At 36.7% G+C, this 12,557-nt stretch carries 10 protein-coding genes and 1 pseudogene; 3 read left to right on the top strand and 8 right to left on the bottom strand.

The features are described from left to right. Nucleotides 1–65 precede the first annotated feature (65 nt). The 3 genes from ACEPXG_RS01490 to ACEPXG_RS01480 form a co-directional block, all read right to left on the bottom strand. The gene (locus tag ACEPXG_RS01490) at nt 66–281 is read right to left on the bottom strand and encodes a hypothetical protein (protein WP_391206704.1); all 216 of its coding nucleotides are present in this window, start codon (nt 279–281) and stop codon (nt 66–68) included. A 51-nt stretch (nt 282–332) separates the two neighbouring features. Beyond that, complete coding sequence (locus ACEPXG_RS01485; protein WP_391206701.1) at nt 333–758, bottom strand: DnaA N-terminal domain-containing protein; 426 nt, start codon at nt 756–758, stop codon at nt 333–335. Between the two features lie 646 nt (nt 759–1,404). Continuing rightward, on the bottom strand, nt 1,405–2,904 hold the full coding sequence (locus ACEPXG_RS01480; protein WP_391206699.1) for a malate:quinone oxidoreductase: 1,500 nt from the start codon (nt 2,902–2,904) through the stop codon (nt 1,405–1,407). A gap of 441 nt (nt 2,905–3,345) precedes the next feature. On the opposite strand from ACEPXG_RS01480, the gene ACEPXG_RS01475 reads away from it, so the two are divergent. Next, nucleotides 3,346–3,723 (top strand): SET domain-containing protein, encoded by a 378-nt coding sequence (locus ACEPXG_RS01475; protein WP_391206696.1) that lies wholly within the window; start codon nt 3,346–3,348, stop codon nt 3,721–3,723. Between the two features lie 614 nt (nt 3,724–4,337). Here the strand turns inward: ACEPXG_RS01475 and ACEPXG_RS01470 are convergent. The 4 genes from ACEPXG_RS01470 to ACEPXG_RS01455 all read right to left on the bottom strand — a co-directional run bounded on the left by ACEPXG_RS01470 (nt 4,338) and on the right by ACEPXG_RS01455 (nt 9,287). Further along, nucleotides 4,338–5,387: a threonine aldolase family protein gene (locus ACEPXG_RS01470; protein WP_391206693.1), complete on the bottom strand. Its 1,050-nt coding sequence runs from the start codon at nt 5,385–5,387 to the stop codon at nt 4,338–4,340. Between the two features lie 376 nt (nt 5,388–5,763). After that, complete coding sequence (locus ACEPXG_RS01465; protein WP_391206690.1) at nt 5,764–6,645, bottom strand: acetamidase/formamidase family protein; 882 nt, start codon at nt 6,643–6,645, stop codon at nt 5,764–5,766. Nucleotides 6,646–6,658: 13 nt separating this feature from the next. Then, on the bottom strand, nt 6,659–8,119 hold the full coding sequence (locus ACEPXG_RS01460; protein ID WP_391206688.1) for a Na+/H+ antiporter NhaC family protein: 1,461 nt from the start codon (nt 8,117–8,119) through the stop codon (nt 6,659–6,661). A 145-nt stretch (nt 8,120–8,264) separates the two neighbouring features. Further along, the gene (locus tag ACEPXG_RS01455; RefSeq protein WP_391206685.1) at nt 8,265–9,287 is read right to left on the bottom strand and encodes a D-cysteine desulfhydrase; all 1,023 of its coding nucleotides are present in this window, start codon (nt 9,285–9,287) and stop codon (nt 8,265–8,267) included. 125 nt (nt 9,288–9,412) lie between these two features. Here ACEPXG_RS01455 and ACEPXG_RS01450 point away from each other — a divergent pair, with 125 nt between their 5' ends. Both ACEPXG_RS01450 and ACEPXG_RS01445 read left to right on the top strand, forming a co-directional pair. Further along, nucleotides 9,413–10,342 (top strand): LysR substrate-binding domain-containing protein, encoded by a 930-nt coding sequence (locus tag ACEPXG_RS01450; protein WP_391206682.1) that lies wholly within the window; start codon nt 9,413–9,415, stop codon nt 10,340–10,342. 144 nt (nt 10,343–10,486) lie between these two features. Beyond that, nucleotides 10,487–10,868, top strand: a pseudogene (locus ACEPXG_RS01445) (OsmC family protein). A gap of 917 nt (nt 10,869–11,785) precedes the next feature. On the opposite strand, the gene ACEPXG_RS01440 reads toward ACEPXG_RS01445, so the two are convergent. Next, nucleotides 11,786–12,163: a PH domain-containing protein gene (locus tag ACEPXG_RS01440; protein ID WP_391206678.1), complete on the bottom strand. Its 378-nt coding sequence runs from the start codon at nt 12,161–12,163 to the stop codon at nt 11,786–11,788. Between the last annotated feature and the right edge of the window lie 394 nt (nt 12,164–12,557).

Here is a 12,557-nt window from a genome sequence, read left to right as displayed (position 1 = left end):
TTATATTTATTTCACCCATTAAATCAAAATGTCTGCTAGTAATGATGCTTGGACGCTAATACTATTTAGAAGGGAAGTGAATCATCACTTAGGTCAAGCTCGGAGTCTCGTTTAAACTCTTCGTGAAGATTTTCATCCTCTTCCATTTCTTCATGTAAAATACCATAAGGAGCCCCACCTTCTGTATAACCTGCAATAAATGCAAATTCACCGAATAGCTCCTCTTCTTCCATTATATCCAATCTCTTTTTGCTTTTTTTTGTTTTTTTCTTTTTACTCAACTGTCTCATTCCTTTGTATTTATAAACTAGTGAATCCTTAGAAAGTTTTCCTCACTCCTTCTGGAAAACTTGAAACTCCAAAAAGTATTGCTTGCCCGTTACTTCTTCCACCGTAGAAAGAATCTTGCTTAAATAATGATTCTTAATCCAGTCTAATTGAAAGTAATTACTACAATTAATACAAATATGTTGTCTATTAATTTCCACTGCCCATGTTCTCTTCAACCATGTCTCAAAAGCGGCTAGTGGAATATCTCTTTGAAGTATTAATAACACCTTTTTCCACTCTAAAAATTCTTCTCCATCCATTAAGTCCAGTTTTTCATCTTGCAAAACCTTTTCCATTTCTGGTGTATCTACTTTTTGTAAAAGTATTTTAAATGTTCCTACTCCAGGAATTTTAATTGTGGAGACTGGGTTACTTGGATCCATGTTCTTGAAATGAAGTAAAAGCTCTTCTTGAGATTCTATTTGCATTATATCTGTCACTCTTCCTTTCTTATATTACTAGTAAAACGAAGGGTACCACAGTTTTGAATTATTTTTGAACTTTTGTCTTGTCCCTCCTATAAAAAAATGCAAGTGTCCTTTTAAGTGCATCTTGTCTTTACTATTACCATAGTGCTTTGGACGAAACATCATCTACACTATTACCATGGGAACTTTTGTGGATGGAGAAGTGACTACGTCACTTCTCCATCCACTTTTTTCGGTAATCTTGTGGCGGTTGTTTGTCCGTCGCCTTCTTGAAATAGGTAGAGAATTCATGCATTTGTTTTGGTTAATGAGAGAATAAATGCTTTCCTATTCTTTTAAAAGCGGACGAAGATGCAATTTCGGCCGCTCAGCACTTCTTTACCTATGGATGCTAGCAATTTTCAGGTTCCACCAACTCTAATCCTCTACCCACTTATTCAGGTATACCTTGTACGGTAAAAGTAAAAACATTTAGGAAATCCTGCGTAAGCTAGTCACTATTAACAAGCACTTCAAGTCGTTGGGAATTCTCGATTTCTAGTATATCAACCGCTTATACATTCTTATCTTTAAAAAAAGAACCTTCAATCTATGGCTAGATCAAAGATTCTTTATTTTAAATTCCTTTGTTTCTACATCCAAAGCATTAACTATTACCTAAATCTGTTTCGCTTAGGCCAAGCGTCTCTGCTGTTGAAGTATGAATTTCGTGCAGAAGCTCTGGATTTTCCATTAGTGACATGCCATAAGAAGGAATCATTTCTTTAATTTTCGGCTCCCACTCTTTTATATGTTGTGGGAAACATTTTTCAAAAATTTCAAGCATCACGTGAACAGCAGTAGAAGCTCCTGGAGAAGCTCCTAGTAATGCTGCAATCGAACCATCTGCTGCACTAATAACTTCCGTACCAAATTGAAGTGTACCTTTGCCGCCAGCTTCCGTATCTTTAATAACTTGTACACGTTGACCCGCTACTACTAAATCCCAATCCTCGCTGTTTGCGTTTGGGATAAACTCCCGTAACTCTTCCATGCGTTGTTCTTTCGATAACATAACTTGCTCGATCAAGTATTTTGTCAATGACATATTTTTTGCACCTGCCGACAACATAGTAAAAAGATTATCCGGTTTTACGGAAGTCACCAAATCTAACATGGAACCGGTTTTTAAAAATTTTGGTGAAAAGCCTGCAAACGGTCCAAATAGCAACGATTTCTTGTTGTCGATAAATCTTGTGTCCAGATGCGGAACAGACATTGGAGGTGCTCCAACCTTAGCTAACCCGTATACTTTTGCATGATGTTGCTCTACTACATCGGGATCATTACACACCATAAATATTCCACTTACCGGAAATCCACCAATATGTTTCCCTTCAGGAATACCAGATTTTTGCAGTAAATGCAAGCTTCCTCCGCCGCCTCCGATAAAGACGAATTTTGCCTTATGGTATTCGATTTTGCCTTCAGCATCATTCTTCACTTTCACTTCCCACTTGCCGTCTTCCGTCCGATTAAGATTTTCAACACTATGTTTGTAATTAATATCTACATTTTTACCCTTTAAGTGGTCAAACAAAATGCGCGTTAAAGCACCAAAGTTAACATCTGTGCCTGAGTCAATTTTTGTTGCTGCTATAGGTTCATTGGATGTACGACCTTGTAAAATAAGCGGGATCCATTCCATCAGTTTTTCAGGGTCATCGGAAAATTCCATCCCTTGAAACAGAGGATTTTGTAACATCGCTTCAAAACGTTTCTTTAAAAATGTTACATTTTGTTCCCCTTGTACCATACTCATATGAGGCAATGGCATGATAAAGTCCTGCGGATTACGTATCAGCTCGTTATTTACAAGATAAGACCAAAACTGCATGGAAAGCTGAAACTGTTCATTAACTTGAATAGCTTTGCTAATATCTATCGATCCGTCTGATTTTTCGACCGTATAGTTAAGCTCGCACAGTGCAGCATGCCCTGTTCCTGCATTATTCCATTCGTTAGAGCTTTCCTCTCCTGCACTTTCGAGCTTTTCAAACACTGTAATTTTCCATTCAGGTACTAATTCTTTCAAAAACGTACCTAGAGTCGCACTCATGATTCCAGCACCAATTAAGATGACGTCTGTTTTAGTTTCTCTGCTCATTTTACCCATCCTTATACCCTCAAATTTGAAGAAAAGATGTAGGTGCGAATTCCTCACACACCTTTTCAGTCTCTATGTAACCCTATCAAAGTTTGTACTAATTATTTATAAATTATAATACCTGCCGTCATTTAATAATTATAGACTATTTAAAGCTAATAAAAAAGGGAGAAGTATTTCCACAAAACTCTAGTAACATACAAAATAATCCATGCCTTAACCCAGCTTCTTGCAAGGATTGAGACATTGGTTTGTCTTTACTATATTAAAGGTACCAATTCTAACACAACTTTGAATTATTTTAGGACAGGGACCTAATTCGGTGCCAATAAAGTCGTTTAATTAATAATAAAGTCTTCTGAAAACAAATAAAAAGAGCTCAATGTTCAAATTAATGTTACAGTTAGAAAGAATATATTAATAGTGAGTAGGCGAATAAACATGATTGAAGTAAAAACATCTTCATTAAGTGATGGAGAATTCAATAGAGGGGTATTTGCTAAAGTGGATATCAAAAAAGGAGAGCTTTTACATGAAGCACCTGTCATTGCTTATCCAAACGAACAGCATCAATACGTTGAGCAAACCATACTAGGTGATTACGCTTTTGAGTATGGGTTAGATAAATCTGCTATCCTTCTTGGTTATGGAATGTTGTTTAACCATTCTTATGAACCTAATGCAGATTATGAGATTAATTTTAAAAATCACACATTTGACTTCTTTGCTTTTAAGGATATAAAGGCAGGAGATGAAATTCTGATTAATTATAATGGAGACGTTGATGACAAGGATCCACTATGGTTTAATCAGGAATAAAAAGTAACCATCTATCAAGATAACTGATAGATGGTTATTTTTTGGGGTGTTTTTATTATGCGCAATCTAGAACTAATTATGTGTAGTATTCATATAGTGCGCAACAGCTAGTTACCGCTAGGATTTCCGCTGAAGGGCGGACGCTTTCCGCCGGGTGAGCGATGAGCCATCGCCGACGCTACGCGTTCGCCTGCGATGGCTCATCTGTCTCACTCTTCCGGCTGGAGTCGCCGCCCTTTCACTCCAATCCCATAGTACCTTGCTATCTATATCAGTAACGTCTCACTGCGGCAAAGGTATCCGAACTTTTTATCTGGATACAATTATCCGATAAATTATGCGCAAAAAGGGACTCGTTACTACAGGATAGGTGCTTTCTATCATAAGATGATGCTACTTTTTGCTAATCGCAAGATAGTTACCGTTATGTTCAATTTATGTGTACACTTTATAAGTGTCATCTCGGGCCAAGTAAAAGCTAGATTAAGAGACAACGGTCACTATTTAGTTTGCACAGTACGCACTATATAAACAATGCGTTCCTTGCCCACTTTAATAAAGGCAATGCTAGTTAAGATAGATTCTGCATAGATAGGTGCTAAACAACAAACCTGTTATTTTATATTTACTCTTTTTGCATCTACTATTTGTTTTATAGCCTTAACGAAACCACGTACCTCTTCCTCTTTTGTTGCCCATGAGGTAACTAATCGAATCGCAGAATGTGTAGAATCAACCTTTTCCCAAATAAGAAACGAATAATTTTTTTGAAGCTCTTCAATAAGAAAGTTTGGCAAGATTGGAAAGATTTGATTGGACGGAGAATGTATTAAAAAAGATAATTGAGCAGCGCTACATCCTTCCCTTAGAATAGCGGCCATATCATTCGCATGCTGGGCCAATTCAGCAAACAAATCATCTCTAAACAGCTCATAAAACTGGATACCTAATAATCTCCCTTTCGCTAACAAAGCCCCTTTTTGCTTCAAATGAAAACGAAAATCTTCTTTTAATGAATTTCGACAAATGACTAATGCCTCACCTAAAAGTGCGCCATTCTTAGTCCCACCAATATAGAAAGCATCCACAAGTGTCGAGATGTCACTTAACTTCAAGTCATTTTCAGTGGAGCACAATGCGGATCCTAGTCTTGCCCCGTCCATATACAATAGTAAATTATGTTCTCCACAAAAATCTTTTAAATCTGACAGTTCTTGCTTATTATAGATAGAACCTATTTCCGTCGAGTTTGATATGTAGACTAATTTTGGTTTTACCATATGCTCATCTGGATGGAGATCTAACACTTCTTTAATTTGAGTAGGATTCAGTTTTCCATCTTCCGTTTCTACGGAAATAACTTTATGGCCCGTAGCTTCAATCGCACCCGTTTCATGTGTAAAAACATGCCCCGTACTAGTAGCTATTACCGCTTCATGTGGTCGTAAGAAAGCAGAAATTGCCGTTAAATTTGTTTGCGTCCCGCCCGATAACAAGTGGATATCAACGCCGGGATTCTCTAACTTTTGCTTCAATACATCAATCGCTTTTTGTGTAAATTGATCACCGCCATACCCATCCTCTTGCACTAAGTTAGACTCCATTAAAGCTTGTAAAATACTTGGATGAGCCCCTTCTGCGTAATCATTCTTAAAGCTATACATATATATTCCTCCATTCCAATTTTCGACATAAACTAGATGCCGAATCAATTTTGGGTACCAGGTTCTAATACAATTCAGAATCGTTTTGGTACCTGGTACCTTTCACTCGGCCACAAAAAACAAAGATGCACTTAAGGGACGCTTACATTTTTATGACATAAAAGTTTGCTAAAAGAAATATAAATCAGGAAAAGTAAAAGTATAACAGTTACCAAAGAAAACTTTCCATACAGTTGTTTACTTGCTGTGTATTTATTCATGATTTTGTTTTTAATACTATAACACTATAACCAATAATACTTCCTACACATTATTCAAGTGTAGGAAGTATTATTGGTTATATCATAATTTGAAATGCAGCATGACGACGGGTTCCCTAAATAGAAACCCATTCCTTTGGCAACACAATGCGCACGGTTACTTTAGGATTGACCAGTTGGCTAACACGTAAGTCCCCTATTGCACTCAATAAACGATAGGCATCCGCGAATTCCATTTCGTTTTTGTGTTGTATTAATCGAATCGCTTCTAACATAGCCTTTCTTACCGCATCCCGAAAATCAGTCGCACTACCGATTATCATCACATGGTCTTCGGTCTTAACGATAGGCATATTTAAAGTGACACCTTCGATTTTATTTATTTGCAAGGTTACTTTCCCACCGACTTCTACACCTGAACCATTTAGCTCCCCATCTCCCATGGAGGCATGAAGATCACCTAAAGCTAATAATCCACCTGGATGAAAAACTGGTAAATACAACGTGTTTCCTTCTGTTATATCTTTTGTATCCATATTTCCACCATGCTCACCAGGTGTCGTATTAGAAATAGCTTCTCCCTGCGGCGCAACACCAATCACTCCAATCATTTTATGAACGGGGAATCGAATTGATTGATTTAATGTGACGATATCATGATCGATTGAAAGAATTCTTGTTTGCGTTTCTTGAATATAATCTCCAAGAAGCCCTCTGTTTGGTCTAGTAGGCATGACACCAACAGAATTTAGGTCAATTTTTTTTATAATAACCTCTAGCACATCACCCTTGTTCACATTTTCAATGTAAATCGGTCCCGTCGCTGGGTTCGCTTTAAGCGTTGGAAAATCAGTTATTAAGTCTCTTTCTGTTTTCAAAGCTCCGCTATAACAATCGATCGTTTCTACTTCTATTGTATCGCCTAGTTTTATAGAAGTGATAGGTTCATTTTCATGAGAAAACTCGTATATATATTTTCCCTGAATGGTTGGTTTCATCTTATAAACTCCTTTATTGCTCGACACTTTCTAACACTAAATTGTCAAGAGGGGTATCTTCAGTTTTTATTAACTCGTCAGCTTTTTCCACCTCGGAGGAGTTTTCAAACTTTCTATTCCAACCGGTAATTGCCGAAAATAGGATAACCGCTAGTAGAGACCACGCGTATGGATTAAGGAATGCAGTAGCAATACCAGGCGAAAAAATACCCCATTCACTAGCTGATGAACTGATTGTACTATACCAAACAACAACTGCAATATGCCAAGGCAATAAATAAAATACCGTACATACAGCACAATCCATTAGATTAGCACGTCTAGAAGGAGCTAAATTAAACTTTTCTCCAATTTTTTTTACAAACGTCGGTCCTACTAATAATAATGCTGGAGTGTTTGCCGAAATCGGTATAGAAACTAAAATAGTTGCAAAAATGATCGAAAGTTCTGCTGTCCTTACTGTTTTTGCCACTACTTTCAACGTCCAATTTAACAACTTTTCAATGATACCGCTTTCAATTAGGATCTGAGTAATCGCCAACACCAACAGAACAAAAACGACCACTCCAGTTACACCCATAATTCCATCTTGAATAATACCCGTAGACATACCTCTTGACGCAGGGATATGAAAAAGCTGTTGAAAAGTAATATGCTTTGTCATAAGCCCAATAGCCATTGCTGATAAATTTCCAAAAATAAGCGATTGAATAATATGGTTACCCATTAAAGAAGATACAAGTACAACAACTAGTGCTAGGAGCATTAACAGGCCAGACGGACCCATACTTGTCCCCATCTCAGGTAAAGTCTGCACTTTTCCCCCACCGCCAAAAATGGCAAGAATGATAAAAGTGATAATAGCAGCTGTTATAGAAAGTGGAAAACGAGTTTTTACGACATCTTTCATTGTAGCTCCCTGAGTAGAAGCTGAAACGATGGTGGTATCCGAAATAGGAGCTAGGTTATCACCGAATACTGCACCCGCCAGTATACTTACGGCCAACATGGTTGGATCGGCTCCCAGAAAATATCCTGCTGGGTATAGTACCGGAGCGAGTGCAAGGATAGTTCCTGTGCTGTCTCCAGTTCCTAAAGAAAAGACCATTGCGGCAACAAAGGCTATTAACGTAAAAGCGACACCTTGTGCTCCAGTTTCAAATCCAAACCATAATAAGCCTTCAACCAACCCGCCGCCAACCATCAACAGTCCAAATACCCCCGCAAATAAAGCAGCGCATACAATAATCATCCCGTTTTTGTCGCTTATCCCTCTAATAATAGCTTCGCAATAATGGTGCTTATCCTTTGCGAACAATACACCTAGTGCAATAGCTAACCATCCAGCTGCCCAAAATGGAATCGTCCCCCCCATCCCTGTTGCGGATAACCAAACTAGTCCAATAAGTAAAATCCCCATTGGAATTAATCCACCGTAAACACCACCATACATTTCAAGTCTTTTCTCACCCATTCTCCCAACCCTTTCTAGTTATAAGCTATCACTCCATATTCAACATTGGCTTGGATACGATTGTTTAAGGTTGTATATGTAAATGTAAGAAGTCTCTCCTTTTATTATATAAAAACTGAGACCTCTTACAAATAGATCTGTCAAATCATACTTTTGCTAAGTTTTGTGGTGATCCTTGAAACAGAGAAGTATAATCATATAGCGCAGGTGAACCACCAGTATGCAAAAATAATACCTTCTCTCCCTTTTTAAAATAACCTTTTCGTATTAAATCAATGAATCCTGCCATTGCTTTACCTGTGTAAACTGGATCTACAAGAATTCCTTCCGTTTGAGCTAATAATTCGATTGCGGCAGTCATCTCGTCTGTAGGTAATGAGTATCCAGGACCCACGTAATTATCAAACACGTTTACGGCACTTCTATCGATTGTATTTTGAATACCTAAAAAGTCGGCAGTTTTCTTTACTAACTGATACACATTTTCTTCCTGGACTTCCTTTTTCCTATTCACACTAATGCCCACGATTGGAATAAAGTTATTATTGCCGTGGAATCCTACTGTAAGACCCGCATGGGTACCAGCACTGCCACTCGGTGTAACAATGCAATCGATTGCTAGGGAACTTTCAAATAACTGCATCTCTATTTCTTGTGCACAAGATACATAGCCCGTTGCCCCAATCTCATTTGAACCGCCACCTGGAATAATATACGGATTCTTCCCTTTAGCTCGGACTTGCTCCGCTACCTTTTCCATTTCTTCCATCATATTTGAACCGCCAGGCACTACCGTAATCCCATCGTTACCAAGTAGGTTAAATAGAAAGTTATTTCCATTTGAATTGTGATTGTAACTATTAGGTACACGTTCTTCTAATACAAGATGACAGTTTAACTGCTCTTTCTTTGCTGCAGCCAGTGTTAATCTACAATGATTGGACTGTACTGCTCCGCAAGTAATTAAAGTATCTGCGTTTTTTTCTAATGCATCTGCAACTAAAAACTCCAATTTCCTTGTTTTATTGCCTCCACCCGTCAGACCCAGAAGATCATCTCTTTTAATATAAATTTCAGGACCTCCAAGGTGGTTTGATAAGTTTTTTAATGGTTCAATTGGAGTTGGTCCATAACTATAGTTTCTTCTAGGCATTTTTGCTAAGTTCATATAAAGCCCTCCCGTTTTTAATATATTGACTAATTGAAATATTATCATTATTCTATTAAGAAGTGAAATTACTATATTTTCACCTGAACATTAGAAAAACTTATGGTGGAGGAGGTAAGCCGTTTTTGGATCGATTACTAAACGTATTTATAACTGTTGTGGAAAATGAAAATTTGACACGTGCCGCGGAGAAACTTTTTATCACCCAATCTGCTGTTAGTCAAAATATCAAAATATTGGAAGATAAATTTAATACACAATTACTATATCGCTCAAATAAAAGCATAAAGCTAACTAAGTCTGGTGAAATTCTTTATTCCCATGCACGGCAAATATTGAACCAATACGGATTAGCCGGAAGACTGATAAATGAACTACACGATGGAATTAGCGGTCCTTTGAATATTGGATCAGGCTTCACATTTGGTGAGTATCTACTTCCCGGTATCATTTCAAAATTTATTACGAACCATCCTAAAATCAATCCAAAAATTACGATAAAAAACTCCATTAGGATTGCAAATCAAGTGAAACATAAAGATTTAGATATCGGTATTATTGAAAGGGAAATTAAGGATGACACGCTTATTACAGTACCTTTTGCAGAAGATGATATGGTTGTGGTTGTCCCTGCTGATTTTCCAAAAGATAATGGAGACGAAATTCGGATTGATGATCTGTCTGATAAGACGTGGATCATACGAGAAAGTGGATCAGGTTCGAGACAAGCTACAGATAATATGTACGACATCACAAAATTGAATCCTAAACGAATTTTAGAATTTGGTAGTACGCATTTGATAAAAGAAACTGTCAAAAATGGAATCGGAATCTCCTTTACTTCAAAAATATCTGTAAAAAATGAATTAGAAGAAGGAAGTATCAAAGCATTGACTATACAAGATTATAAGGACACGAGGATGTTTTACTATATCACCAACAAATTTAATCCATCCACCAAAGCTTTGGAAATTTTCATCAATACGCTTACAAACAGACCTATTCTGTTAGATGGACAACCAACTCTTGGTCACGGAGAACAGACGCTCTCATAAAAAAACAAGGTGCATCAAAGACCTTGTTTTTTGTTCCATATTTTCTACATGATTGCATCCGTTTTTGAATTGTAATCAATTGTCGAAATAGTTTAGAATTGTTTCTAACACATTGTATGGACATTTTTAGGGGGTCGAATAGGCATGAAATTTGATATGACGGAGAATGGATTTGTGACAGAAACTGCTTTTAAACAATTGATTATTTCGGAAAATGAGGAGTAGGGGTTTAGACCTTATCAGCTGCTTGTTTCCTCTCTCGCGGTATGTAGTGGTGGTGTGATGGGGAACATACTAGAAAAAATGCGTATGCCCGTTGAAAACATTACCATTGAAGTAAAAGAAGTAATTCGAAATGCGGAGAAAGCAAGAAGAGCGAAAAAATACATCTTCGTTTTATCATAGAAGGGCAAGAAATTAACGCCTCATGGATAAGGTCTTGGAATTGACAAAGAAGAACTGTTCCATGTCACAATCTGTTATTGATTCAATTAAACTTGTAGAAACATATGAACTAAAAAAGTAAAATGGTTAAAGTGTTGCGAACTGATCTCCACTGTATGTGTTACTAGTTCATCCGAGCAATCTTCATAGTACTTTTTTGTTTATAGTCCAGATGACTCCAGGATGATTGTTTAGGGAACTAATTTAGTTGTCGTTTCCTTACCTACATTAGGAGTTTTTTGTGTTTATTCAAGTAGTTTCACAAAAACTAATTTTAAATTCATCCTATTTTTTACTCATTTTTGATTTTACGTAACACTAGCGGGTAGCCTATATTAATTTTCGGTACTAGATGCGGAATAATATTTAATAATATACTCTCTTTGAAACTCAAAATCTATTAAGTGAATCAATTTCATAAATCAGCATGACTTTCGCTATAAGCAGACGCTTTCCGCGGGGTGAGCGATGAGCCATCACCGCCGCATTCACGTTTCTAATGGCTCATCTGTCTCACTCATGAGGCCACTGAAAAAGCGACTAAAAATTTGAATTTGAAAATCCCGAAAATTTTTACCCCCATTTTCATAGGTAAAAACCTTGAGAATAAGCAGAATTACCCCCACTTTAGTAGCTAAAAATAGCACCTTTTTGGGAATGAGTTTTTATGAAATTTTCATTTTCGGGAAAATTGGACTTTTTCAGTGGCCTCTCACTCATCCCGCTGGAGTCGCTGCCTGTCGCTCCAATCAAAAAATAAGTATTGTTCGCGTTTTAATAATTAAATGCTATATATGAAATTAACTCTTGTATGTAAAATCAAATCATCTTCTTCACTACACCATTAAGCTATTTTCGAAGGGCAAATTACAATTTATGATTCTACAGCATTTTTACAATGCTCTTTGCTCTTATTAGTAAAGAACTTGCTTGCTAAAATAGAGGGAGAGGTTTCGCTACATATGCAACCACAAGTTTAGCTAGCCACTCCCTTGTCCATTACTTCATAACATACTCCGCTAAAACACTTTGCACCTTATATATATTTAAAGATTTGTTGAATTTTTTCTGAATAGGCGCTGCGCTTCCCGATAACCAAATTTTTAATTCTGCATCCAAGTCAAAAGTACCTTCCGTTTCAATAGAGAAATGCACCACACTTTTATATGGAATTGAGTGATACTCTACCTTTTTCCCAGTCACACCTTGTTTATCAATAAGTAATAATCGTTTATCCGTAAAAACAATAAGATCTCGTATAAGCTTATAAGCATGTTCTACCCTTTCAGCAGGAGTAAGTAAATCCTTCAATTCACTTTCTACTTTATCATTTTCTATCTCCGAGGCATTCCCCATCAATCCATCTAAAAAACCCATTCATATTCCTCCTAAAACGTATTTTATATCCATTCAAGAACAGTGACTAAATCTCCCTCTAGTATATCTCAAAAATAATAACTAGCCTTCCAATTAATCTTTATCAAATGGAAAGCTATGCTCTCAATTGATTATTCGAAAATCTTTTAAGAGTTTATTAATTTTATTTATATTTTCTTCTAAATCTATGTATAAAATCGAAATAGATTACCTATATTGTTAATAGAATAAGAGATTGAAGGAGGAATAGAAATGAAGCATTCTATAGGTTTACCAGAACAATTACCAGAAACATTAGAAGAGTTATTGAAGCTATTATTTCAAACAGTTATCGCATAGGAGAGATTTTAGATTAACAATGAAACCTGGAAACATAAAAAAGTAGATATCCCTA

Origin of the sequence: Psychrobacillus sp. L4 (genome assembly GCF_042944905.1) — a bacterium.
GTDB lineage: Bacteria > Bacillota > Bacilli > Bacillales_A > Planococcaceae > Psychrobacillus.
This window is presented reverse-complemented; position numbering and strand designations above follow the sequence as displayed.

Coding starts and splice junctions, on each gene's coding strand:
- ACEPXG_RS01485 (WP_391206701.1), bottom strand. CDS start 758: ATGCAAATAGAATCTCAAGAAGAGCTTTTACTTCATTTCAAGAACATG.
- ACEPXG_RS01480 (WP_391206699.1), bottom strand. CDS start 2,904: ATGAGCAGAGAAACTAAAACAGACGTCATCTTAATTGGTGCTGGAATC.
- ACEPXG_RS01475 (WP_391206696.1), top strand. CDS start 3,346: ATGATTGAAGTAAAAACATCTTCATTAAGTGATGGAGAATTCAATAGA.
- ACEPXG_RS01470 (WP_391206693.1), bottom strand. CDS start 5,387: ATGTATAGCTTTAAGAATGATTACGCAGAAGGGGCTCATCCAAGTATT.
- ACEPXG_RS01465 (WP_391206690.1), bottom strand. CDS start 6,645: ATGAAACCAACCATTCAGGGAAAATATATATACGAGTTTTCTCATGAA.
- ACEPXG_RS01460 (WP_391206688.1), bottom strand. CDS start 8,119: ATGGGTGAGAAAAGACTTGAAATGTATGGTGGTGTTTACGGTGGATTA.
- ACEPXG_RS01455 (WP_391206685.1), bottom strand. CDS start 9,287: ATGAACTTAGCAAAAATGCCTAGAAGAAACTATAGTTATGGACCAACT.
- ACEPXG_RS01440 (WP_391206678.1), bottom strand. CDS start 12,163: ATGGGTTTTTTAGATGGATTGATGGGGAATGCCTCGGAGATAGAAAAT.